The sequence below is a fragment of the Neomegalonema sp. genome, assembly GCF_028688855.1.
GTDB lineage: Bacteria > Pseudomonadota > Alphaproteobacteria > Rhodobacterales > Rhodobacteraceae > Neomegalonema.
Genome location: NZ_JAQTXI010000003.1, coordinates 12,345 through 33,147, shown reverse-complemented (window position 1 = coordinate 33,147; position 20,803 = coordinate 12,345). Strand labels below are relative to the sequence as shown.

Below are 20,803 nucleotides of genomic sequence, written 5' to 3'. Positions count from 1 at the left end.
GAATCGGCCCCTGCGCGAATCAAGGTCCGAACCAAAGGGCCGCCCGCGCCGAGCGAAGCATCAGGGAGAGGGAACGCGTTATGACGACACCCAACATCGATTGGGCGCGCGCGGGGCAGGACCCGCGATTTCTGGAGCTGGTCGCGAAGAAGCGGAAATTCCTCTTCTCTCTGATGGCCTTCTCCGTGGTCTTTTATTTCTTGCTGCCGCTCGGGGCCGCCTACGCCCCCGGCCTCTGGGCGACGAAGATCTTCGGCGTGGTGAATTTCGGCCTGCTCTTCGCGATCTCGCAGTTCGTCGTGGCCTGGAGCATCGCCTTCATCTACACGCGCCGCGCCAACCGCGAATTCGACGCCGCCTCCGAAGCCCTCAAGCGCGACCTGCTCGCGCAAGCCGCTCAGCGCGCCTAAGGAGCCCCTCCATGAAGAAACTTCAAGGCGGCGCCTTCGCGCTCGCGGTTTCGACCGCCCTGCTCGCCTCTCCCGCCCTGGCGCAAAGCTCCGGCGTGGTCGCCCCGCAGTATCGCTGGCTGACCTTCCTCGTCTTCGCGGCGATCATCGGCCTGACGATGTTCGTGACCTATCGCGCGGCGAGCAAGGTGAAGTCGGCCTCCGACTTCTACACCGCCGGCGGCGGCATCAGCGGCGTCCAGAACGGCTGGGCGATCGCGGGCGACTATCTCTCCGCGGCCTCGTTCCTGGGCATCGCGGGCCTGATCTCGATCTACGGCTATGACGGCTTCATGTATTCGGTGGGCTGGCTCGTCGCCTACATCACCGTGCTGCTGGTCATCGCCGAGCCCTGCCGCAACATCGGCAAGTACACGCTCGCCGACATCCTGGCCTATCGCAACAATCCGAAGGCCACGCGCATCGTGGGCGCGATCTCGGTCATCGTCGTCTCGACCTTCTACCTCACGGCGCAGATGGTCGGCGGCGGCGTTCTGGTCAAGACGCTGATCGGCATCGACTACAAGATCTCGGTCATCACGGTGGGCATGCTCATGCTCGCCTACGTGATCTTCGGCGGCATGGTCGCGACGACCTACGTGCAGATCATCAAGGCGATCCTGCTGGTCATCGCCTCGATCGTGCTGGTCCTGCTGGTCTGGAGCCAGTACGGCTTCTTCGGCGGCTTCCTGCAGAACGCCGTCAACGACGGCGGCATCCAGGAGCGCGTCCGCCAGCTGCTGGAGGCCAAGCAGGCCGGATCCACGGCGGGGATGTCTCCGACCGAACTCGGCCAGCGCTTCCTCGAGCCCGGCCTCTACTTCACCAGCCCGCTCGACCAGATCTCGCTGGGCCTCGCGCTGGTCTTCGGCACCGCCGGTCTGCCCCACATCCTGATGCGCTTCTTCACCGTGCCTTCGGCGAAGGAAGCCCGCGTCTCGGTGATCTGGGCCATGGCCATCATCGGCGGCTTCTACGTGCTGACCCTCTTCCTCGGCCTCGGCGCCGCGATGAAGGTGGGCGCGCCCAACATCCTCCTCGCCGACCGCGGCGGCAACATGGCGGCGCCGATCCTCGCCCAATATCTGGGCGGCGGCGCGGATTCCATGCTCGGCAACTTCATGCTGGCCTTCGTGGCGGCGGTGGCCTTCGCGACCATCGTGGCGGTGGTGGCCGGTCTGGTGCTGGCTTCGGCCTCGGCCATCGCGCATGACCTCTACGTCGGCGTGATCCGCGGCGGCTCGGCCACGGCCGGAGAGCAGGTCAAGGCGGCGCGCATCGCCAGCCTCGTGGTGGGCGCCATGGCGATCGTCATCGGCATCGCCGCCGAGGGCCAGAACGTGGCCCATCTGGTGGCGCTGGCCTTCGCGGTGGCGGCTTCGGCCAACTTCCCCTGCATCCTGCTGACGCTGTTCTGGAAGCGCTGCAACACGGGCGGCATCGTGCTCGGCATGATCGTCGGCACCCTGTCCGCGATCCTGCTGGTGCTGGCCTCGCCCAACACCCAGTATCCGAACCAGATCCGCGCGGCGGCCAACGGGATCATCGCGACCCAGCAGGCCAACGTCGCGACCCTCAACGCCGAACTGGCGACCAGCACGGACGCCGCCCGTCAGGAGGCGATCCGTCAGGCCGTCGCCGGCGCCGAGGCGACCATCGCCACGCAGCAGGCCCGCATCGCGGCTCTGGGCGACCGCACGACCAACCTCATCGGCCTCACCGAGCCGCTGCTTCCGCTGCGCAACCCGGGCATCATCTCGATCCCGCTGGGCTTCCTCTCGGTGATCCTGGGCTCGCTGCTCTGGCGCGACCGCCGCTCGGAAGAGCTGTGGGACGAGGTCTATGTCCGTCAGAACACGGGCCTCGGCGCCGCAGCCGCCAGCCAGCACTAAACCTGCGCAGGTCCGGAGGCCGGAAGGCCTCCGGGATCCGCAGCCTGAAAACCGGACCGCCCCGCGTCGCAGGACGCGGGGCGGTTTCATTCTGGAGACCCGTTCCCTGCAAGCCGCAGGCGCGGAGCGCATCCCCGAGACGCAGGGCGTCCGGAGATCGGGACTCCGCGCGGCGAAGACAGGTCGGCTTCGCTTGAGGAGGCTTCAGGAGGAGGATGGGGAGATCAGAGGCTCGCGCGCAGGAGCGGAGGCTCTCACGCCCCGGAGGCTTTTCCGGGCTTCGCAGGCTCCGGCTGCTCTCATGGCCGCCTCGTCGCGCGTTCCGGCCCGGCCGGGAGACAGGCGCCGGGACTCAGACCCTGGAGGCCCTTTCGCCGGAGGCGCGTTCGTCCTCGCCGCAGCAGCGGCGCCAGTCGCAGAGCGCCTCCATGGCGCCTTCGCATTCGCAGGGGGGAGCGTCGGGCAGGGATTCGACCAGCTCCGAAGCCTGAAGGGCGGCGGAATCCACGAAGCCCGGCGGAGGCGCGGCGCGGCGCCCGAAGACCATCCCGATCAGACGAAACATCGAAGCCTCCCTTCGAGTCGTCCGGGCCTCCCGCCGTCAAGGGCGCGGCGGCCCGGCTTGCGGTCCGGAGCCTCCGGCTGGAGGGCTCCTTCTCCTGATCCTAGCACCATCCGGCGCGATCTTCGAGAAACGAAGCCCGCCGCCTCTTCGCCTGAGCAGGCGCTCAGGCGGCGCCCCGGATGCGGGCGAAATCCGGCGTGACGCGCAGCCGCCCGCCCTCGCCCTCGGCCACATGGATGGGCGCGCCGTAAGCCTGGCTCAGCAGCGCCTCGGTGAAGACCTCGCGCGGCGGCCCCTCGGCCAGCAGGCGGCCCTGCGCCAGAAGCACCACATGATCCGCGAAGGCCGCCGCGAGATTGAGGTCGTGCAGCGCCGCCACCACCCCCACGCCCTCCGCCGCGAGATCGCGCAGCGCGGCCATGAGGTCGATCTGACGCCCCAGATCCAGAGGCGCCGTCGGCTCGTCGAGCAGCAGCCAGCGCCCGCCCGCCTCCGGCCCGAGCCGCTCGCGGCCCGCCCGGATCTGCGCGAAGACCCGCGCCAGATGCGCCCGCGCCCGCTCGCCGCCCGACAGCTGATTCGCCGGACGTCCCGCAAGCTCCGTCGCGCCCGCCGCGCCCAGAGCCCAGGCCAGGATCCGCCGCGCCTCGACGGGCGGCGGCGCCGCCGCCCAGAGCCCGAGCTCCGCCAGTTCGCGGCCCGTCAGCGCCGAGGCCAGACGCGGCGATTGCTCCAGAACCGCCCGCCGCAAGGCCAGCTGCAAGGCGTCGGCGCGGCAAAGGTCGGCGCCGTCGAGGAAGGCGCCGCCCGAATCAGGCCGCAGCCCGCCGCAGAGCGCCTCCAGCAAGGTGGATTTCCCCGCGCCGTTGGCTCCGCAGAGCGCAACCGCCCGACCGGGCTTCAGACGCAGCGTCACGCCCGAGAGCGTCAGCCGCCCCCCGCGCCGCACGGAAAGTTCGCGCGCTTCAAGCAAGGCCGCCTCCCGCATTGCGGCGGCGAATCAGCAGCCAGAGGAAGAAGGGTCCGCCCATCAGGCCCATGGCCAGGCCCACCGGAGGCTCCGAAGGCGGCGCGACCAGACGCACCGCCAGATCCGCCGCGAGCAGCAGCGTCGCCCCGAGCAGCGCCGAGGCGGGCGCCGCCAGACGATGCCCCGGCCCGACGATCATCCGCGCCAGATGCGGCCCCACCAGCCCGATGAAGCCGATGGGCCCCGCGACCGAAACCGCCGCCCCCACCGCCAGAGCCGCCCAGAGCGCGGCGGCGCGCTTGGCGCGCTCCACGTCGAGCCCCGCATGGAAGGCGGCGCCCTCGCCGAGCTGCAGAAGATCCAGAGGCCGCGCCAGCCGCAGCAGCGCCAGCCCGGAGATCAGCGTCACCACCGCGACCACCGTCGCGGCGCGCATGTCCGCGCCTCCGAGGCCGCCCATGCTCCAGAGGGTGAAGTCGCGCAATTGATTGTCGTTGCTGAGATAGACCGCCACGCCCACCAGAGCGCCCGCGATGGCGTTGACCGCCACGCCCGCCAGAATCAGCGTCGCGGCGGAGGTCATGCCCTCCCGCCGCGCCAGTTTCAGGATGAAGCCCACCGTCAGGGCGGCGCCGATGAAGGCCGCGAAGGCCAGGACCCAGGGGCGAAGAGCCGCCGGAGCCGCCGAAACCATGGTCTCGCCGAAGACTATGGTCGCGACGGCCCCGACGCTCGCGCCGCCCGTCACGCCGATCAAGCCGGGATCGGCGAGCGGGTTTCTCAACACGCCCTGCAAAGCGAGGCCGGCGAGGCCCAGTCCGGCCCCCGCCGCCAGAGCCAGCAGCGCCCGAGGCGCCCGGATCTGGGTGAATATGGTCTGCGCCGCCGCATCGGCCTCGCCGCGCAGCGCGGCGAAGATGCGGTCCAGCGACAAGGGCGTCGGGCCGAGGCCCAGCTCCGCCAGAAGAGCGATCCCGCAGAGCGTCGCCAACAGGATCAGTCCCAGAGGTCCGCGCAATCCGGCCCCCCTGCGGATGAAGGGCGCCGGGTCGCGCGTCATTTCGGTCACGGCGCGGCCGCCGCCAGCGCCCTGGCGAGCTCGGGGGCGAGCTCGGGATGCAGCGCCGTCGCCAGCTCTTCGACCGCCTCGGGCGTGCGCGGGCCGAAGCCGAGCAGCTTCATGGCGTCCATGGCGAGGATCCGGTCCTCGCGCGCCGCCGGAGACGCCGCGAATTCGGGCCGCGCCTTCACCCCCTCGATCCCGCCCATGGAGGCGAGGACGTGATTGGGCACCAGCACGACGTCCGGCGCGATGGCCGCCGCCGATTCGCGCGACAGGGGCTTGTAGCCCTCGTATTCCGTGATGACGTTGCGTCCGCCCGCAAGGGCGATCACCGCGTCGGCCGCCGTGCCGCGTCCCGCCGCCATGGGCGAGCCGCGCTGATCCGACATGATGAAGATCACGCCGGGACGCTCGTCGGTCTTCTCGAGCACCGCCTGAACGGCGGCCATGTGGGTCGTGGTTTCTTCGATCAGCGCCTCGGCTTCGGCGGGACGCTTCAGCGCCTCGCCCACGAAGGCGATCTTGGGCGCGACCGAGTCCCAGCCTTCGCCGTCCGGCGCGACCTTCACCTCAAGCCCCGCCGACCGCAGGCGCTCCAGAGCCAGCTCCGGCCCGGCGTCATGGGCCGCGATGACCAGATCCGGCGTCAGGCCGAGCACGCCCTCGGGGGAGAAGCGGCGCACATAGCCGACCTTCGGCAATTCCGCAGCGGCTTCGGGCCAGGTGGCCGTGTCGTCCGCCGCGACGATGGATCCGCCCGCGCCGAGGGCGAAGGCGATCTCCGTCAGGTCTCCGCCCAGCGAGACGACGCGCGCAGCGGCCGCCTCTTCGGCCCCGGCGGGCGCGGATCCCGCGCCCAGAGCCAGAGCCGCGACCCCCGCGAGGAGGCCCAGGAGCTTGCGCCGCATCACGCGAGTTCTCCCACGGCGGGCGCAAGGCCCGTCGCCAGAGCGCGCCAGTCGGCGCGTTCGGCCTCGTCGCCGTGACGCTCGCCGAAGACGCGCGCGAAGCAGAAGCCGGTCTCGTCGTAAAGCTCGAGCGCATGGACATGGTCCGCGCCCGCAGGCTTGCGCGTCACCCAGGCGGAGGCCACGCGGTCCTCGCGCAGATGCAGGTTGAAGCCCGGATCCAGGATGTTCAGCCAGGGCCCCATGACCTTCACGGTCCTGGGCGCGCCGGTGTGGATCTGGATGCAGCCGCGGTTGCCCACGAAGACCATCAGCGGAACCTCGCCCGCCGCCGCGCCTTCGAGAACGGTCCGGATGGACTCCCGGGCGACAGGCCGGGCGAACTCCTCGCCGACCAGCGCCAGGGCCTGGATCCGGGTGACGTCGTGCTTCTTCAGCAGGGTCTCGAAGTCATGGGGGTCGCGCATGGCGGCCCATCCGGCCCGGAGGGCCTCCAGATCGACCTCGGCGTCCGGGCGTCCGGCGCGGCGCGGGGGGGGGGCGACGTATTCGGGCGCGGCGGGGGCCGGATCGGTCCAGCGGGAGACGAGGGCCTCCCAGGCCTCCAGGTCGGTTTCGGCGGTGGCGTAGATCTTGTGGACGGCCTCGCCCGAGGCGTCGAAGAAATGCAGGCTGCGGCGCGGGCCGCGCTCGGTCTGCTCGGTCAGGGCGTAGCCGAAACGCCAGTTGCTCAGGAAGAGCCGCAGGTCGATGGCGCCGAGCGTCATGCCCATGGCCCCGAAGAGCTGGGGCGCGGCGTAGGCGCCGTAGACCTCGTGGACGCAATGTTCGTTGCGGGTCAGGGCCATCAGGCGGCCGAGAGGGGGCAGCTCCTTGAGGAGCTCGCCGAAACCCTCCGGACTCGTCGGGCGGCGGAGGGACAGCGCTCCGCCCTCGGAGATCCGGAGGGCCTCGACCAGGGCCGCTTCACACACGCCCAGCGCCTCGGCCGCATCGCGCCGACGCAACCCTGGACGGGCGCCGCGCAACTCGACCTCGCGTCGGGCGAGTCCGGTGAAATCGATGACGGTGGTGGACATCCCAGCAATTCCTTCGCGTGATGAACGCCGCCGCATTTCCCCGGGCCGCGTCTTGCTCCGCCAGATCATGGCGCAACCCGACGAGGCGCGAAACGGAAAACGGGAGCCGCCGGAAGGCGGACAAATCCTGATTTCCCGGCTCAAGCCGTTCGCCGCGCTCCTCTCGGAAGCGACCGCCGACCTTGGCTGACCCCGATTTCTAGATATCCGACCAGGGAAGTCAAGATAATTTCCGAGCGTTTTATTCAGGAATTGATTTTCGCGGAACGACGCGTCAATAAGAGGGCGTCGGGTCCGGCCTCCAAGCGAGTCGCGGCCCCTAACCCAACCGGAGAGGTTCCCATGCGCACCCAGTCGCTCGCCAATCCGTCGCCCGTCGCCCCGCCCTCGGTGAGCGCGGTCGTCGCGGCCGCGGTTTCGCCCACCCTGGAGAGCGCGGAGCTTTTCCAGGGCTCCAGCCTGCTGCGCATCGCGCATCGCGGGGAGACCTATCTTCTGCGCGTCACGCGTCAGGGCAAGCTGCTCCTGACGAAGTGAAGCGACCGGCGCCACAAGCCGAATCATCGATTCGCAGCCTCTCGCGCGCGGATCGAGCCAGGGGCGTTTGACGAAAAGGAACTGAATCCATGCGGGTGGGCGCTGTCTTCTCGGGGGCCTTGCATCTGGGCTTGTTGTTTTCGGTCATGCCCGGCGCTGCGCCTCTGGAGGAGCCGCCCCCCGAGCTCCCGCTGGAGATCGAGACGATCACCGTCGAGGAGTTCGAGGCGCTGACCTCGAAACCGCCCGAGCCCGAGACCATCGAGCAGCTGCGCCAGGAGATCGAGCCGCCGCCTCCGCCGGAGATGACGGACGACCTGCCGGAGATCGACCTCGCCGAGGACGAGCCTCCTCCCCCTGCGCCCGAACCCGCTCCCGAGCCGCCTGCGGCTCTGGAGATGGCCGAGCTGGCCGACGAGGAGCCCCTGTTCGAGGACGAACCGGACCTGCCTCCCGCGCCGGAGCCCGAGCCTGCGCCCCCCGCGCCCGAACCCGAGCCCCCCAGCATGGCGCCGGCTTCGGCGCCTCCGCCGCCTGCGCGGCCCATGCCGCCCCCTGCGCCGGAGCCCGTGCAGGTGGCCGAAGCGCCGCCGCCGCCTCCCGCGCCGGAGCCCCCTCCGCCTCCGCCTCCGCCGCCTCCCCCCCCGGAGCCGCCGCCGCCGGAGCCTCCTCCGCCTCCCCCTCCTCCGCCGCCGGTCTATGATCCGCCGCCGCCGCCTCCCGTCTATGATCCTCCTCCGCCGCCGCCCGCGCCCCTGCCGGTCTACGAGCCGCCGCCGGTCTATCAGCCGCCGACGCCCGAGCCCGTGATTCTCGCGGCTCCGCCGGAGGCGACTCCGATTCCCCTGGAGCAGGTCTGGACTCCGCCTCCCGTCTATCAGGCGCCCGCGCCCGTGGTCGCGCCCTCGGAGCCCTTCACCCTGGTGGCCGCGGCGCGCGTGCCCGAGCCCGCCCCCATGCCGACCTACGTCGCGCCGACCCCCTATGTCGCGCCGACGCCTGCGCCTTATGTTCCGGCCGCGGCGCCCGTCTCGGCGCCGCCCGCGCCGACGCCTTACGTCCCTCCGGCGCCCGCCCCTTCGACCATGGCCATGGCGGCGCCTTCGCCCTATCCGGCGCCTTCTGCGGCGCCGGTCGGGGCCTACGCCGCGCCGACGGCGCCGCGTCCCGCCGCGCCGCTTCCGTCTTCGGGCGGAGCGCCGGGCGGCGGATCGGCCTTCGGTTCGCCCACGGGCTCCGCTGCGAGCGCGCCCTCGGCTTCGGGCGGCGGAGTCGCCTGGGGCTCGGCGGGCGGCCAGGCCGGCGGAGTCGCGGGCGGCGTGGCCGGAGGAACCGGCTCGGTGGATCTGAGCAATTACGGATCTCTGGTGCGCAACGTCATCGACCAGGCGCTGAACCGCTCGCCGGACATCCGCACCGCGCGTTCGCGACGCTTCCAGGGCACCATCGTGCTGACGCTCAGCATCCGGCGCGACGGAAGCCTCGTCAGCGCCGAGATCTCGCAATCCTCGGGCAACGGCGCGCTCGACCAGATGGTCCTGCGGGCGGCCCGCACGGCGCCGCGCTATCCGCCGGTTCCGGCGGGGGCCCCTCCGGGCGAGACCTACACCTTCCAGTCGCCGATCCGGATCGACTTCCGCTGACCCCCGGCGCAGGCCCGGAGACGGCCCCCGGACATGACGACGCCGCCGAAGACCCCTTCGGCGGCGCGGTTTCCTTCTCGGGAGCCCCGGGCCTCACTCGGCGGGCGCGGCTTCCTTCTCCTCGGCGGCTCCTTCGGCCTTCTCCGGCGCGACGCTCTCGAGATAGGCGAGGAGGTTGGCGATGTCCTCGGGCTTGCGGAGCCCCGCGAAGGACATGGTGTTTCCCGGGATCATGTCCTTGGGCTTGACCATGTATTCGGAGAATTTCTCCTCGGTCCAGATGAGGCCTTCCTCGCCGGCCTTGGCCATGGCGGCGGAATACTTGAAGCCCTCGACGGCGCCGGCGTGACGCCCGATGACTCCATGCAGACTCGGCCCCGCCTTGTTGGCGTCCTTCTCGGCCTCATGGCAGGCCTTGCAGCGGTTGAAGACCTTCTTGCCGGCTGCGACGTCGCCCGCCGCGACCGCCGGAGCCGCAAAGCCCGCCACGGCGCACAGCGCGAGCGCGATCCCACGAAACATGCCGTTCCTCCCTAAGCGCGTTTCTCATCTCGCTCCGGCGATGAAGCCGGCGCATTGAACCTGCATCATGCCACCATTGGCTTCATGAACGAATTAAGACCTTCGGCGGAAGGCGGATCGCCCTGCGCGCAAGCTCCGCGCGCATCCTCCGGAGGCGCCGCTCGGGGCCGGGCCGGGACGGCCCTGCGCTCCGGAGGCCTCAGGGATCGAGGAAGTTCAGGGGCTCTCCCGCGACGAGCTCGCCGCCCGCCTCCAGCCAGCCGTCCGTCCCGAGCGGATACCAGGCGACCTTCTCATAACCCCAGAGAATCGCCCGACGGGCGGCGTTCCAGCTCTGCCAGCAATCGGACATGCAATAGAACATCAGTCCGCGCGCCTTGTCGCCTTGGGTGATTCGCTCCAGAGCGCGGCGGAAATAGGCTTCGGTCGCCTCGTCCAGAGCCCCGCCGCCCACGCCCGGCAGCCAGATCGAGCCCGGCAGATGCAGGCGGTCGTTGAAGATCGCCCATTCTCCGCTGTCCGGCACGGGCTTCATGCCCTCGGCGTAGACGTCCACGAGCTGATAGACGCCCCTTTCGGAGGCCGCTTCGGCCATCTCCAGATGGGCCACCACCCCGCCGGGCAGGGAATCGGGAGTCGGGGCGCGGAAGTTCTCCATGCGGAATCCCGTGACCGGATCGACGCCATGGAGGGATTTGGGCGCTTCGGCGCGGGCCGGAGCGGCGCAGAGCGCCAGAATCGTCAGGGCGAGAGCGGCGAATCGCATGGCGGAGACTCCTTCGCGGTCATCCTGCGCGCTCCGCGCCGATGCGCCAACGCGCCTTTCGGCCAGACGAAAACCGCCCCCTCCTTGCGGAAGGGGCGGCGCGGTCTGCGGCCTGAAGGCGGATCGCCCGGCGCCGAATCACTCGGCGGCGGGGGCCTTGGGCTTGTAGTTGGTCTTCTCGATGATGCGGGCCGACTTGCCGCGACGCTCGCGCAGGTAATAGAGCTTCGCGCGACGCACGCGGCCGCGACGCACCACCTCGATGGAGGCGATCACCGGGCCGTAGAGCGGGAAGACGCGCTCGACGCCCTCGCCGTAGGAGATCTTGCGGACGGTGAAGTTCGCATTGAGCGTCACGCCGCCGGAGCGGGCGATGCAGACGCCCTCATAGGCCTGGACGCGGCTGCGGTCGCCTTCGCGGATGTTGACGTTCACCTTGATGGTGTCGCCGGGGGCGAAGTCCGGGATCGGGCGGGCGGCCTTGAGCTTCGCGAGCTCTTCGGCTTCGATCTGCTGAAGAACGTTCATGGGGTCTCTCCTGTGTTCTTGGCGCGCCCGGCTTTCGTCCGCGAGGCGCCTGTCCGATTGCTCTGGTCTCCCTCGGCGTCCTGATAGGCCCGCCAGAGATCGGGACGTCTTTCTTGGGTCGCGGCTTCGGCCTGGGCGCGTCGCCATCCGGCGACTCTGGCGTGATGCCCCGAGAGGAGAATCTCGGGAATCGGACGCCCTTCCCAGTCCACGGGCCGCGTATATTGCGGGTGCTCCAGCAGACCGGCGGAGAAGCTTTCCTCCGCCGTCGATTCGATCTTGCCGAGCACCCCGGGCAAGAGCCGAACCGTCGCGTCGATCAGCGCCATGGCGGGGATGTCTCCCCCGGTCAGCACGGCGTCGCCGACGCAGATCTCCTCGACGTTCCGCGCCTCGAGGACGCGTTCGTCGATCCCTTCGAATCTTCCGCAGAGCAGCAAGGCGCCGCCTTGCTCCGCCAGCCTGCGCACCCGCGCCTGAGAGATCGGGCGTCCCCGGGGCGTCAGCGCGATGACGGGCAGCTCCGGCGCATCCTCGCGGGCCGCGTCGATGGCGGCGGCGACGACGTCCGCGCGCAACACCATGCCGGGGCCGCCGCCCGCCGGGGCGTCGTCCACGCTGCGGTGCTTATCGCGTGCGGAGGCGCGAATGTCCAGCGCCTCGCAGGACCAGAGCCCCAGCTCCAGCGCCTTGCCGATCAGGCTGTAGCCCAGAGGCCCCGGCCACATGGCGGGAAACAGCGTCAGGATCTTCGCCCGCCAGAGCGGTTCGGGGCGCAGCTCCTCCAGCGGCTCGGGACGGCGGGTCGTCCGCACGGCCAGACGGCCCGCGGCGCGCGCAGGCGTCGCTTCGTCGGTCATGAGGATTCGGCGTCCTCTCCGGCGGGTTTCGGCGGTTTTTCATCTTCGCCGAAGACGCCTTCCGGCGGATCGGCGACGAGGCGTCCGCCCTTGAGGTCGATCTTCGGGGTGGTCTCGCGGGTGAAGGGCATCAGCGCCGGAGCCTTGCGGCCCGGAGTCACGATCTCGAGGAAATCCCCGGCGCCGTAATTCTGCACCGAACGCACCACCCCGAGGGGCTCGCCCTTCAGATCCTCGACCTTCAGGCCGATCAGATCGGCGTGGTAGAATTCGTCTTCCTCGGGCTCCGGCAGGGCCTCGCGGGAGACGTAGAGCCGCGTTCCCTTCAGGGCCTCGGCTTCCTCGCGGGTCTTCACGCCCGACAGCCAGACCGCCAGGCCGTCGCCGATGGGCCGCGAGATCTTCAGCGTGAAGCTGCGGGCGCCGTCCTCGGTCTCGACCGGGCCGTAGGAGGCCACGGCCTGGGGATCCTCGGTGAAGGGCTTGAGCCGCGCCTCTCCGCGCACGCCGAAGGCGCCGGCGATGGCGCCGACGCAGACGCGGTCTTCTCTGGCCTTGCCTTCGGGCTCGCTCATGTCAGGGACTCCCGGATTTCGGCCAGGCTCCGTCTGCGGCGCCCCTCCGCGTCGAAATTCTCCGGCGCGAGCCAGAGTCCGAAGGCGGCTCTGGCGCGGGGCCATTCGCCGTCCAGCATGGAGAACCATGCGGTGTCGCGGTTGCGGCCCTTGACGATCATGTGCTGACGGAAGAGCCCCTCCTCGACGAATCCCAGCCGCAGGGCGGCCTGACGCGAAGGAAGATTCCGCGAATCGCATTTCCATTCGAGGCGGCGCAAGCCGAGATCCTCGAAGGCGTGGCGCATCATGGCCGCGAAGGCCGCCGTGGCGAGCGCGCCGCCCGCCAGAGACCGGGACAACCAGATGGAGCCGATTTCGCCCACCCGATGGGGAGGGTCGAAGCGCATGTAGCTCATGACGCCCGCAGCGGAGCCGCCTTCGGGGCGGATCGCGTAGAAGGCGGCCGCCGAGGAGGCGGCGCAGGCCGCGAGCCACTCCTGAAAGGCGGCGGCTTCGGCCCAGGGGCCGACCGCCATCCAGGCCCAGCGCTCCGGAGAATCCGCCAGAGCGGCGGCGGTCAGATCCGCGCCATGCTCCGCCGGATCGAGGCGCTCCAGGACCACCCCCGCGCCCTGAAGCCGCAGGGCCTCGCCCGGCGCTTGCGCGCCGGGGAAGCTCGGGACTTCGGGAATCGGCGCGGATGCGGCCATGGAGCTTGTCCTCGACGCAGGATCAGGAAGCGGCTTCTTCCTTGGCGGCTTCGAGGGCCGCGGTCTTCTCGGCGCGGGCCTTGGCGCGCTCGACGGACTTCTTGCCGGGCTCGCCCTTCTTGAGGTTGGAGCGGTCGGCCTTGGCGATGACGCCGGCGTTCTCCAGGAAGCGGGTCACGCGGTCGGTGGGCTGGGCGCCCTTGGCGATCCACTCCTTCGACTGCTCGACGTCGAGGCGGACGCGGATCCCGGAGTCCTTGGCGAGCTGCGGCGTATAGGTGCCGAGGCGCGCGATGAAGCTGCCGTCGCGGGGCGAGCGGGCGTCGGCCACGACGATGTGGTAATGGGGACGCTTCTTGGCGCCCGCGCGGGCCAGACGGATCTTCAGAGCCATGGTTCTTCTTCCTTAGCGAGGTGATTCAGGGTTTGCGACGGCCGAGGCCGGTCAGGTTGGGCGGCAGCCGCAGCCCGGAGAGCGCGCCGCCGGGCAGACCCGCAGGAGCGCCGGACGCCGAAGGATCGGCGCCCTGAGGCATCCCGGCCTTGCCCATCAGCGAGGAGAGTCCCCCGCGCAGCAGGCCGGATTTGCCCATCTTTCCCATCTTCTTCATCATGTCGGCCATCTGCCGGTGCATCTTCAGAAGCTTGTTGATCTCGGAGACCTCGACGCCCGCGCCTGCGGCCACGCGCTTCTTGCGGCTGGCCTGGAGCAGGTCGGGGTTCTTGCGCTCCTTTTTGGTCATCGACTGGATCATGGCGATCTGGCGGCGGATCGCCTTGTCGTCCATCTTCGATTCGTCGATCTTCCCGGCCATCTTGCCCATGCCGGGGAGCATCTCCATCATGCCCTTGACGCCGCCGAGCTTGCGCATCTGTTCGAGCTGGGCGTGCAGGTCGTTGAGGTCGAAGAGGCCCTTGGCCATACGCCTGGCCATACGCTCGGCTTCGCGCTGCTCGATGTTCTCCTGAGCCTTCTCGACGAGGGCGACGATGTCGCCCATGCCGAGGATGCGGCCCGCGACGCGCTCGGGATGGAACTCCTCGAGGGCGTCCATCTTCTCGCCGACGCCGATCAGCTTGATCGGCTTGCCGGTGACGGCGCGCATCGAGAGCGCGGCGCCGCCGCGTCCGTCGCCGTCCATGCGGGTGAGCACCACGCCCGAGACGCCCACCTGGCCGTCGAATTCGCGCGCGACGTTCACCGCGTCCTGGCCGGTGAGGCTGTCCACCACGAGAAGGGTCTCATGGGGCTTCACGGCGGCCTTGACCGCCTGGACCTCGGCCATCAGCTCGGCGTCGACGTGCAGGCGGCCCGCCGTGTCGAGCATCACCACGTCATAGCCGCCGAGATGGGCCTGGGTCATGGCGCGCCGGGCGATGGCGACGGGATCCTGTCCGACGATGATCGGCAGGACGTCCACGCCGACCTGAGCGCCGAGAATGGCCAGCTGCTCCATGGCGGCGGGGCGGCGGGTGTCGAGCGAGGCCATGAGCACGCGCTTGCGGCTGCGCTCGGTCAGGCGTCTGGCGATCTTGGCGGTGCTGGTGGTCTTGCCCGAGCCCTGGAGGCCGACCATGAGGATCGGCGCGGGGGGCGAACCGATGTCGATCTCGCCCGCCTTGTCCCCTTCGCCGCCGAGCGTCGCGACGAGTTCGTCATGGACGATCTTCACGACCTGCTGGCCGGGGGTGATGGATTTCAGCACCGCCTGCCCCACCGCCCTTTCGCGGGCGCGGGCGATGAAATCGCGGGCGACGGGCAGAGCCACGTCCGCGTCGAGCAGGGCGAGGCGCACTTCGCGCATGGCGGCGTCGACGTCGGCCTCGGTCAGCGCGCCCTGACGGGTGAGCTTGTCGAAGACGCCTGAAAGGCGTTCGGAGAGGTTTTCGAACATCGCGCGCTCCTGTGAGATTCGCGGCGGGATCTCCGGAACGCCCCAAGACCGAACGCGCCCGTGAGCGCATCGCGCCGACGGACGTCGATCCCCGGAACGCCCCGAGGACCGGGAAACGCAAAGCCTCCCGGAAACGGGCGTTTTTTACGCGCGCGGAGGCGGCGCGTCAAGCCTCCCGGTCAGGCTTCTCGCGCCAGAGGATCGCCGAGACCTCGCCGTTCAGCTTCGTCGCGCCCGAAGAGCGGTAGCCGAGCCGCTCGGCGACCCGCAGCGAGGCCAGATTCGCCGGAGCGATGAGGCAGAAGCTCCGGCGATGCGCTGTCTCGGCGTCGAGCCAGCCCAGAGCCGCCGTCATGGCCTCGGTGGCGTAGCCGCGCCCATGGGACCAGGGCGCCAGCACCCAGCCCGCTTCGGGCGCAGGCTCCAGAGGCGGGTCGAGGGGCCTCCTGGCGTCCTGAAACCCGATGTCGCCGACGTAGCGCCCCGTCGCCTTCTCGCGCAGCGCCCAGAAGCCGTAGCCGAGCACCTGCCAGAGCCCCGCATGGCGCAGGATCCGGAACCAGCTCGTCTGAAGGTCCGAAACCGAGCCCAGCACATGGCGCATGGCCTCCGGATCGGCCCAGATGGCGGCGTGGTCCGCCAGATCCCCGGCCTGGTGGGCGTCGAGGATCAGGCGCTCGGTCTCGATCTTCGGGATGGGGCGCGGCGCGCGGGCGGGAAAGCTCATGAGGGGAGTCCTGTGCGGGAGATCGGGCGTTTCCTGCGGGCCTCGCGCAGGGCGGTGGCGACGCTCGCGCCCACGATGAGCGTCGCGCCGAAGAGGGTCCGGGCGTCGGGAGTCTCGTCGAAGAGAAGCCAGGCGCCGACCGCCACGAAGATCAGGCGCAGAAAGGAGAAGGGCGCAAGGAACCCCGCCTCGCCCAGATCATAGGCCTTGATGTCGGCGAAGGAGCGGATCGAGCCCGCCAGAATCGCCGCCGCCAGCACGCCCCAGAGCCAGGGCGCCGAAGGCGTCCCCCAGGCGCTCAGAGCCCAGGGCAGGCCCGCCAGAGCCCCCACCACGTTGGACGAGACCATCACGCTGAGGGCGCCGTCCTCGCGCGAGAGCGGCCGCCCCACCAGAAGCGCCGCCGCGAAGAGCGCCGAACTCCCCACGGCGTAGAAGGCGCCGAGCGACAACCCCTCCCCGCTCGCCGGACGCAGGATGATCAGCGCCCCGAGAAAACCCGCCGCCGAGGCTCCCCATCGCCAGATTCCCACCTTCTCCAGCCGCAGCAGCGCCGCGAAGGCGGTCACGAAGATCGGCGCGAGGAAGAACAGCGCGGTCGCGGTGGCCAGAGGCATGCGCGTCAGGGCCTCGAAGCCCCAGACCGTCGAGACCCCCACCAGAGCCCCGCGCAGGACATGCCGCCAGGGCCGCGAGAAGCTCAAGGGCGCCTGTCCGGGCCTCAGCAGCAGCGGCAGGAAGAGCAGACTCCCGAAGGCCATGCGCAGAAAGGCCACGGAAGCGCCCGAAAGCTCGACGCTCAGCCCCCGCACCGCGAAGTTCATGAAGGAGGCGCCCAGCGCCGAAAGCGTCATCCAGAGCGCCGCCTGAAGCGGAAGTGACATGGCCCGCTCCCTGGGTCGGGGGATTCTCGCGCAGAAGAGATTCGCGCCCTCGGCGCGGCGCCTCGATTTCGCCTCAGGCCAATCCCAGATACAAGAGCCTCAAGTCTGAAGATTCGCCATCGAATTCCGGGCCGAAATCAGGAGTCCCCTCAATGCCGCATCAGCCGCGCCCGCCGTTCCGACTGCGCCCCGCCCTTCTGGCCGGCGCCGTCCTGGCCTTCTCCGCCCCGACGGCCCCCGCCTTCGCCCAGGTCGAGACCTACGCCGAGGCCTGCGGCGTGGCGAAGACTCCGCTTCAGGTGATCACCACCTGCACCCTGGCCGTCAAGAGCGGGAGGCTCTCGCCGCGCGGCGAGGCTCAGGCCTACGTCAACCGCGCCTGGGCCTTCGCCGAACGCGGACAGGACTCCCTCGCCGCCCGCGACGCGAGCCTCGCCATCCGGGCCTCGCCCGACCTCATGGAGGCCTGGCTGAACCGCGGCAACGCCCTGACCCGCATGGGCCGCTACGGCGAAGCCGCTTCGGATCTCCAGCGCGCGGCCTCCCTGGCGCAGCCGAACGACCCCGAGCCGCTGATCGCCCTGGGGGCGGCTCTGGTTCTGGCCGGAGACGGAAACGGCGCGGCTCAGGCTCTGGACCGGGCGGCGGGGATCAATCCGAATCGCCGCGATCCGCGGATCTTCTTCAACCGCGGCCGGGCCTTCGTGCTGCTGGGGCGGCCTCAGGAGGCGATCCGCGATTTCGACGCCGCCGTGGCGCTCAACGCCTCCGACGCCCAGGCCTACGCCTTCCGGGGCGACGCCCGTCTGCTCGCGGGCGACCGTCAGGGCGCCTACGCCGATTACGGACAGGCCATCCAGGCCGATCCGGCCTACGCCGACGCCTTCCTGCGGCGCGGAAAGATCGCCTGGGAGGCCGGACAGCAGGCTCAGGCGGCGCCGGATCTGCGTCGGGCCTACGAACTGGGGGCTCAGGACGCCTGGCTGGCCCAGACCATCGTCGAGCTGGGCGGCCGCTGAGCTCCTCGGCGGAGGCGCGCGCCGGGCTTCTCCGTCCGGGCGGAGGGGGAGTCCTGGTGCCCGCCGCCGGGCTCGAACCGGCATGACCGAAGTCGAGGGATTTTAAGTCCCTTGCGTCTACCATTCCGCCAGGCGGGCGCCGGAAGCGTCGTGAGGCGGCATCATAGGCGCCGCGCCGCCGCGCGCAAGATTCGAAACTCCGCGGAGTCCGCCCGACGCGGGCTCCGCGCCCGAAGACCCGACGCCCATGCAGGACCTGACCCCATGACCGACCTTCTATGGAAAATCGACGGCGCGCCCCTGTCCGCTTCGCGCCGCAGGCTCTGGGCGGAGTTTCTGGCGCTGTATGTGGCGGCGCCTGCGGCTCTGGCGGCCCTGATCGCGCAGGTTCCGCTTTTCGCGGCGATCATCGGCACCTCGCTGCTGGGGCTGGCGCTTCTGGCGATCACGCCGGGATTCCGCTGGCGCGAGCTGGTCGACTTCAGCGGGCTGAAGGGACAGGGGCGTCTGATTCTCGGCTTCTCGCTGATCGCGGCGGCCTTCCTGTCGCTGATGGTCCTGTGGCTGGCGCCGGACCAGCTCCTGGCGATGCCGCGCCAGAATCCGCGGCTCTGGATCGCGATCCTGATGCTCTATCCGTGGTTTTCGGTGCTGGGTCAGGAGATCCTCTACCGGACGCTGTTCTTCCGCCGCTACGGCGCCCTGCTGCCCAACGACGCCACGCGGATCCTGATCAATGCGGCGGTCTTCGCCTTCGCCCACATCCTGTTTCAAAGCTGGGTTCCGGTGGCGATCACCTTCGCGGCGGGGCTGATCTTCGGATGGGCCTATCTGCGGGCCTGGTCCTTTCCGCTGGTCTTCGTGCTGCACTGGATCGGGGGCGGGCTGGTCTTCACGCTGGGACTGGGGCGGTTCTTCTATCACGGCGCGGTGGGGGGCTGAGCCTTCCGCGCTCTTGACGCTCCGGAGGATCCGGAGCTTTTCAGGCCTGCACAACGGAGGAGACCGGCATGGATGCGATTCTCAGGGGCGTTCCGGCCTATGTCTGGGCGGGATTGATCTATGTGGCGGCGCTGTTCGGAGCGGGCCACCTGTTCAACACGGCGCCGGACGCCGGGCCTGCGCTGGACCGCTTCTTCCAGAGCACCATCATCCAGATCCCGCTGATCAACGGAACCTTCGCGCTGAGCTGGCTGACCTTCTTCATCGTGGCGGGCTTCATCTCGGTGGGGGTGGAGACCATGCGCGCCACGCGCGGCGTCGAGGATCGTTCGGGCAACGACTGGATGTCGCTGGTCTTCACGCTGGCGGCGACGGTGCTGTTCGCCGCCGTCCCGAAATTCCAGACCACGGCCTTCCTGACCGTGGTCCTGGCGGGGATCTGCGATCTGCTGCTCGACCGCTACGTCGGCCAGAAGACCGCGCGCCGCGAGATCGGACTCGGCGGACGCTAGAGCGTTCTCCAGCGCAGCCGGAAAGGCTCCCGGCCTTTCAGAATCTGTCCCGGCGGCGGCGGAGTTCGGCGAAGACCTCGACCTCCGGCGCGCCGCTCAGGCCGAGCGCCGCCGCGAGCTCCGGCCGATCCGCGCGCAGGAAGGGATTCACCGCCAGCTCCCGCGCCAGCGTGCTCGGCGTCGAGCGCCCGGAGGCCTTCACTTCGGCCAGATAGGCGCGGGCGGCTTCGTTCTCCGGCTCGACCGTGGCGGCGAAGGCCAGGTTGGTCGCGGTGTATTCATGGCCGAAGCCGATCCGCGTCTCGGGCGGCAGGGCCTTGAGCCTCCGGAGCCCCGCGAAGGCCATGGCGGCGTCGCCCTCGAAGAGCCTGCCGCAGCCCGCCGAGAACAGGGCGTCTCCGGTGAAGACCATCCCCCCCTTCGGCCAGTGAAAGGCCAGATGCCCGAGCGTATGGCCGCCCGTGGCGATGGTCCAGAGAAAGCCGCCCGCGAAGGGAATCTCCGCGTCGGGTTCGAGCGCCCGGTCCAGAGGCGGCAGCTTGTCTACTTCGGCGGCGGGGCCGAAGACCGCGCTGCCGTAGGCCGCCCGCAGAGGCTCGGCCGCCGCCTTGTGGTCGTCATGGTGGTGGGTCAGGATCACCTTGTCGAGCCGCCCGCCCAGCTCCTCGACCGCCGCGCGGATGGGCCCTTCCTCGGGGGCGTCGATCAGCAGCGTCTCGCCGGAGGCCGGATCGCGCAGCAGATAGGCGTAGTTGTCCTTCAGGCAGGGAATGATCCGGAGCGTCGCGGCGGAGCTTGCGAGGGCCATGGGGGGGCGTCCTTTCGGCGGGAGGAGATCGGCGGCGCAGTCTAGGCGGTTTCGGAAGAGGCGGAAACGCCTTCCTCCCGCGCCCGGAGGCCTCCGCCCGCCCCGCGCCTCACGCGGAGGTGAAGGCTCCCGGGGGATTGTCCGCCCGGGATGAACGCAGAGTCTCGCGCGCGCCTCTGGTTTTCCGCGCTGGCGCAGCCTATTTCCTTTCGCGCTGCGGAAGAGCCCCCTCCCGAGAGGAGCGCATGGGTCTCCCCCTTCGCGGCGACGAATTCGCAGATCCGTTTCGCACCCGCAAGGAAGGATTCCCCACTCATGCGCCGCATCCTGACCGCTCTCCCGGCCGCCGCCCTTTTCGCCGCCCTCTCCGTTTCGGGCGCCTCGGCGGCCCCCTGGGCGCTCGACAAGAGCCACAGCCTCGTGAGCTTCACGGTCAACCACTTCGGCTTCTCCGACACGCTGGGCGTCTTCCGCACCCTCGACGCCCAAGTCGATTACGATCCCGAGGCCCCGGCCGAAGCCAAGGTGAGCTTCGAGATCGACGCCGCCTCCGTGGACACCTTCTTCGCGGCCCGCGACGATCATCTGCGCACCGCCGATTTCTTCAACGTCGAGAAATTCCCGAAGATCACCTTCATCTCGAAGTCGGTCGAGACGACCGGCGACGACACCGCGAAGGTCACCGGCGACCTGACCCTGCTCGGCCAGACCCACGAGGAGACCTTCGAGGTCCGCATCCTCCAGCTCGGCCCGAACCCGGCCTCCCAGACCGAGACCCTCGGCGTCGAGGCCACCGGCGTGATCGACCGCACGAAATACGGCATGAGCACCTACGCCCCGGCCATCGGCGCCGAGATCCCGGTCCGCGTCAGCCTCGAACTGACCCCCGGCTCCTGAGCCTCTTCCGGGCGCGCAGGGGGCTTCCTCCGCGCGCCCGACGCCTTCGCAGCACCTCAGCCATCGCCGG

Annotated in this window: 25 protein-coding genes and 1 tRNA gene; 9 read left to right on the top strand and 17 right to left on the bottom strand. The window is 70.2% G+C overall.

From position 1 onward, the window contains the following. The first annotated feature begins 80 nt into the window (after positions 1 to 80). Both PHN62_RS02915 and PHN62_RS02910 read left to right on the top strand, forming a co-directional pair. Complete coding sequence (locus PHN62_RS02915) at positions 81 to 410, top strand: DUF485 domain-containing protein (RefSeq protein ID WP_300146058.1); 330 nt, start codon at positions 81 to 83, stop codon at positions 408 to 410. 11 nt (positions 411 to 421) lie between these two features. Next, entirely contained in the window at positions 422 to 2,341 is a 1,920-nt protein-coding gene (locus tag PHN62_RS02910; RefSeq protein WP_300146055.1) for a cation acetate symporter, read from the top strand. A 352-nt stretch (positions 2,342 to 2,693) separates the two neighbouring features. On the opposite strand, the gene PHN62_RS02905 is transcribed toward PHN62_RS02910, so the two are convergent. The 5 genes from PHN62_RS02905 to PHN62_RS02885 form a co-directional block, all read right to left on the bottom strand. Next, entirely contained in the window at positions 2,694 to 2,906 is a 213-nt protein-coding gene (locus PHN62_RS02905; RefSeq protein ID WP_300146053.1) for a hypothetical protein, read from the bottom strand. Positions 2,907 to 3,069: 163 nt separating this feature from the next. Beyond that, entirely contained in the window at positions 3,070 to 3,879 is an 810-nt protein-coding gene (locus PHN62_RS02900; RefSeq protein ID WP_300146050.1) for an ATP-binding cassette domain-containing protein, read from the bottom strand. Further along, positions 3,872 to 4,936: an iron ABC transporter permease gene (locus tag PHN62_RS02895; RefSeq protein WP_300146521.1), complete on the bottom strand. Its 1,065-nt coding sequence runs from the start codon at positions 4,934 to 4,936 to the stop codon at positions 3,872 to 3,874. Before PHN62_RS02895 ends, PHN62_RS02900 begins: the two co-directional genes overlap by 8 nt. Before the next feature lie 5 nt (positions 4,937 to 4,941). Continuing rightward, positions 4,942 to 5,847 (bottom strand): hemin ABC transporter substrate-binding protein, encoded by a 906-nt coding sequence (locus tag PHN62_RS02890; RefSeq protein ID WP_300146047.1) that lies wholly within the window; start codon positions 5,845 to 5,847, stop codon positions 4,942 to 4,944. Beyond that, entirely contained in the window at positions 5,847 to 6,926 is a 1,080-nt protein-coding gene (locus PHN62_RS02885; RefSeq protein ID WP_300146045.1) for a ChuX/HutX family heme-like substrate-binding protein, read from the bottom strand. Before PHN62_RS02885 ends, PHN62_RS02890 begins: the two co-directional genes overlap by 1 nt. On the opposite strand from PHN62_RS02885, the gene PHN62_RS02880 reads away from it, so the two are divergent. The 3 genes from PHN62_RS02880 to PHN62_RS02870 all read left to right on the top strand — a co-directional run bounded on the left by PHN62_RS02880 (position 6,910) and on the right by PHN62_RS02870 (position 9,106). After that, complete coding sequence (locus tag PHN62_RS02880) at positions 6,910 to 7,116, top strand: hypothetical protein (RefSeq protein ID WP_300146043.1); 207 nt, start codon at positions 6,910 to 6,912, stop codon at positions 7,114 to 7,116. The two genes, PHN62_RS02885 and PHN62_RS02880, sit on opposite strands and share 17 nt — an antisense overlap. A 152-nt stretch (positions 7,117 to 7,268) precedes the next feature. After that, positions 7,269 to 7,463 carry a hemin uptake protein HemP gene (hemP, locus tag PHN62_RS02875; RefSeq protein ID WP_300146040.1) on the top strand — a complete coding sequence of 65 codons (195 nt, stop codon included), beginning with the start codon at positions 7,269 to 7,271 and terminating at the stop codon, positions 7,461 to 7,463. Between the two features lie 89 nt (positions 7,464 to 7,552). After that, positions 7,553 to 9,106 (top strand): energy transducer TonB, encoded by a 1,554-nt coding sequence (locus tag PHN62_RS02870; RefSeq protein ID WP_300146037.1) that lies wholly within the window; start codon positions 7,553 to 7,555, stop codon positions 9,104 to 9,106. 93 nt (positions 9,107 to 9,199) lie between these two features. Here the strand turns inward: PHN62_RS02870 and PHN62_RS02865 are convergent, their stop codons facing one another. From PHN62_RS02865 to PHN62_RS02820, 10 genes are all read right to left on the bottom strand, one after another. Then, positions 9,200 to 9,628, bottom strand: a complete 429-nt coding sequence (locus PHN62_RS02865) for a cytochrome c family protein (protein ID WP_300146034.1) — start codon at positions 9,626 to 9,628, stop codon at positions 9,200 to 9,202. A gap of 199 nt (positions 9,629 to 9,827) precedes the next feature. Further along, positions 9,828 to 10,394, bottom strand: a complete 567-nt coding sequence (locus tag PHN62_RS02860) for a rhodanese-like domain-containing protein (RefSeq protein ID WP_300146031.1) — start codon at positions 10,392 to 10,394, stop codon at positions 9,828 to 9,830. Positions 10,395 to 10,532: 138 nt separating this feature from the next. Further along, positions 10,533 to 10,922 (bottom strand): 50S ribosomal protein L19, encoded by a 390-nt coding sequence (gene rplS, locus PHN62_RS02855; RefSeq protein ID WP_300146028.1) that lies wholly within the window; start codon positions 10,920 to 10,922, stop codon positions 10,533 to 10,535. Further along, complete coding sequence (gene trmD / locus PHN62_RS02850) at positions 10,919 to 11,782, bottom strand: tRNA (guanosine(37)-N1)-methyltransferase TrmD (RefSeq protein ID WP_300146025.1); 864 nt, start codon at positions 11,780 to 11,782, stop codon at positions 10,919 to 10,921. Before trmD ends, rplS begins: the two co-directional genes overlap by 4 nt. Then, a complete protein-coding gene (gene rimM, locus PHN62_RS02845; protein WP_300146022.1) occupies positions 11,779 to 12,357 on the bottom strand; it encodes a ribosome maturation factor RimM in 579 nt (192 codons plus the stop codon). The genes trmD and rimM overlap by 4 nt, the downstream gene beginning before the upstream one ends. Then, positions 12,354 to 13,049 (bottom strand): GNAT family protein, encoded by a 696-nt coding sequence (locus PHN62_RS02840; RefSeq protein ID WP_300146019.1) that lies wholly within the window; start codon positions 13,047 to 13,049, stop codon positions 12,354 to 12,356. The genes rimM and PHN62_RS02840 overlap by 4 nt, the downstream gene beginning before the upstream one ends. 22 nt (positions 13,050 to 13,071) lie before the next feature. After that, positions 13,072 to 13,443 (bottom strand): 30S ribosomal protein S16, encoded by a 372-nt coding sequence (gene rpsP, locus PHN62_RS02835; protein ID WP_300146016.1) that lies wholly within the window; start codon positions 13,441 to 13,443, stop codon positions 13,072 to 13,074. A gap of 25 nt (positions 13,444 to 13,468) precedes the next feature. Next, complete coding sequence (ffh, locus tag PHN62_RS02830; protein ID WP_300146013.1) at positions 13,469 to 14,944, bottom strand: signal recognition particle protein; 1,476 nt, start codon at positions 14,942 to 14,944, stop codon at positions 13,469 to 13,471. Positions 14,945 to 15,110: 166 nt separating this feature from the next. Further along, on the bottom strand, positions 15,111 to 15,671 hold the full coding sequence (locus PHN62_RS02825; RefSeq protein WP_300146010.1) for a GNAT family N-acetyltransferase: 561 nt from the start codon (positions 15,669 to 15,671) through the stop codon (positions 15,111 to 15,113). Next, positions 15,668 to 16,555, bottom strand: coding sequence for a DMT family transporter (locus PHN62_RS02820; RefSeq protein WP_300146007.1), 888 nt, complete (start codon positions 16,553 to 16,555; stop codon positions 15,668 to 15,670). The genes PHN62_RS02825 and PHN62_RS02820 overlap by 4 nt, the downstream gene beginning before the upstream one ends. A 152-nt stretch (positions 16,556 to 16,707) precedes the next feature. On the opposite strand from PHN62_RS02820, the gene PHN62_RS02815 reads away from it, so the two are divergent. Further along, positions 16,708 to 17,574: a tetratricopeptide repeat protein gene (locus tag PHN62_RS02815; protein ID WP_300146004.1), complete on the top strand. Its 867-nt coding sequence runs from the start codon at positions 16,708 to 16,710 to the stop codon at positions 17,572 to 17,574. Positions 17,575 to 17,628: 54 nt separating this feature from the next. Here the strand turns inward: PHN62_RS02815 and PHN62_RS02810 are convergent. Beyond that, a tRNA-Leu gene (locus PHN62_RS02810) sits at positions 17,629 to 17,712 on the bottom strand. Between the two features lie 126 nt (positions 17,713 to 17,838). On the opposite strand from PHN62_RS02810, the gene PHN62_RS02805 reads away from it, so the two are divergent. Further along, positions 17,839 to 18,516: a CPBP family intramembrane glutamic endopeptidase gene (locus tag PHN62_RS02805; RefSeq protein WP_300146001.1), complete on the top strand. Its 678-nt coding sequence runs from the start codon at positions 17,839 to 17,841 to the stop codon at positions 18,514 to 18,516. Positions 18,517 to 18,584: 68 nt separating this feature from the next. Continuing rightward, positions 18,585 to 19,028, top strand: coding sequence for a hypothetical protein (locus tag PHN62_RS02800; protein WP_300145998.1), 444 nt, complete (start codon positions 18,585 to 18,587; stop codon positions 19,026 to 19,028). A gap of 37 nt (positions 19,029 to 19,065) precedes the next feature. Here the strand turns inward: PHN62_RS02800 and gloB are convergent, their stop codons facing one another. After that, complete coding sequence (gloB, locus tag PHN62_RS02795; protein WP_300145995.1) at positions 19,066 to 19,836, bottom strand: hydroxyacylglutathione hydrolase; 771 nt, start codon at positions 19,834 to 19,836, stop codon at positions 19,066 to 19,068. A gap of 315 nt (positions 19,837 to 20,151) precedes the next feature. Between gloB and PHN62_RS02790 the strand changes: the two genes are divergently transcribed. Next, positions 20,152 to 20,733 carry a YceI family protein gene (locus tag PHN62_RS02790; protein ID WP_300145991.1) on the top strand — a complete coding sequence of 194 codons (582 nt, stop codon included), beginning with the start codon at positions 20,152 to 20,154 and terminating at the stop codon, positions 20,731 to 20,733. Positions 20,734 to 20,803 lie beyond the last annotated feature (70 nt).

Bases quoted from the DNA above. Each gene is read 5' to 3' on its own strand.
- PHN62_RS02865 (WP_300146034.1), bottom strand. From the start codon at position 9,628: ATGTTTCGTGGGATCGCGCTCGCGCTGTGCGCCGTGGCGGGCTTTGCG.
- PHN62_RS02870 (WP_300146037.1), top strand. From the start codon at position 7,553: ATGCGGGTGGGCGCTGTCTTCTCGGGGGCCTTGCATCTGGGCTTGTTG.
- PHN62_RS02890 (WP_300146047.1), bottom strand. From the start codon at position 5,847: ATGCGGCGCAAGCTCCTGGGCCTCCTCGCGGGGGTCGCGGCTCTGGCT.
- PHN62_RS02840 (WP_300146019.1), bottom strand. From the start codon at position 13,049: ATGGCCGCATCCGCGCCGATTCCCGAAGTCCCGAGCTTCCCCGGCGCG.
- PHN62_RS02915 (WP_300146058.1), top strand. From the start codon at position 81: ATGACGACACCCAACATCGATTGGGCGCGCGCGGGGCAGGACCCGCGA.
- PHN62_RS02885 (WP_300146045.1), bottom strand. From the start codon at position 6,926: ATGTCCACCACCGTCATCGATTTCACCGGACTCGCCCGACGCGAGGTC.
- rpsP (WP_300146016.1), bottom strand. From the start codon at position 13,443: ATGGCTCTGAAGATCCGTCTGGCCCGCGCGGGCGCCAAGAAGCGTCCC.
- PHN62_RS02815 (WP_300146004.1), top strand. From the start codon at position 16,708: ATGCCGCATCAGCCGCGCCCGCCGTTCCGACTGCGCCCCGCCCTTCTG.
- rplS (WP_300146028.1), bottom strand. From the start codon at position 10,922: ATGAACGTTCTTCAGCAGATCGAAGCCGAAGAGCTCGCGAAGCTCAAG.
- PHN62_RS02825 (WP_300146010.1), bottom strand. From the start codon at position 15,671: ATGAGCTTTCCCGCCCGCGCGCCGCGCCCCATCCCGAAGATCGAGACC.
- PHN62_RS02790 (WP_300145991.1), top strand. From the start codon at position 20,152: ATGCGCCGCATCCTGACCGCTCTCCCGGCCGCCGCCCTTTTCGCCGCC.
- PHN62_RS02880 (WP_300146043.1), top strand. From the start codon at position 6,910: ATGACGGTGGTGGACATCCCAGCAATTCCTTCGCGTGATGAACGCCGC.
- PHN62_RS02820 (WP_300146007.1), bottom strand. From the start codon at position 16,555: ATGTCACTTCCGCTTCAGGCGGCGCTCTGGATGACGCTTTCGGCGCTG.
- PHN62_RS02895 (WP_300146521.1), bottom strand. From the start codon at position 4,936: ATGACGCGCGACCCGGCGCCCTTCATCCGCAGGGGGGCCGGATTGCGC.
- PHN62_RS02910 (WP_300146055.1), top strand. From the start codon at position 422: ATGAAGAAACTTCAAGGCGGCGCCTTCGCGCTCGCGGTTTCGACCGCC.
- rimM (WP_300146022.1), bottom strand. From the start codon at position 12,357: ATGAGCGAGCCCGAAGGCAAGGCCAGAGAAGACCGCGTCTGCGTCGGC.
- PHN62_RS02805 (WP_300146001.1), top strand. From the start codon at position 17,839: ATGACCGACCTTCTATGGAAAATCGACGGCGCGCCCCTGTCCGCTTCG.
- PHN62_RS02800 (WP_300145998.1), top strand. From the start codon at position 18,585: ATGGATGCGATTCTCAGGGGCGTTCCGGCCTATGTCTGGGCGGGATTG.
- PHN62_RS02905 (WP_300146053.1), bottom strand. From the start codon at position 2,906: ATGTTTCGTCTGATCGGGATGGTCTTCGGGCGCCGCGCCGCGCCTCCG.
- trmD (WP_300146025.1), bottom strand. From the start codon at position 11,782: ATGACCGACGAAGCGACGCCTGCGCGCGCCGCGGGCCGTCTGGCCGTG.
- ffh (WP_300146013.1), bottom strand. From the start codon at position 14,944: ATGTTCGAAAACCTCTCCGAACGCCTTTCAGGCGTCTTCGACAAGCTC.
- PHN62_RS02860 (WP_300146031.1), bottom strand. From the start codon at position 10,394: ATGCGATTCGCCGCTCTCGCCCTGACGATTCTGGCGCTCTGCGCCGCT.
- gloB (WP_300145995.1), bottom strand. From the start codon at position 19,836: ATGGCCCTCGCAAGCTCCGCCGCGACGCTCCGGATCATTCCCTGCCTG.
- hemP (WP_300146040.1), top strand. From the start codon at position 7,269: ATGCGCACCCAGTCGCTCGCCAATCCGTCGCCCGTCGCCCCGCCCTCG.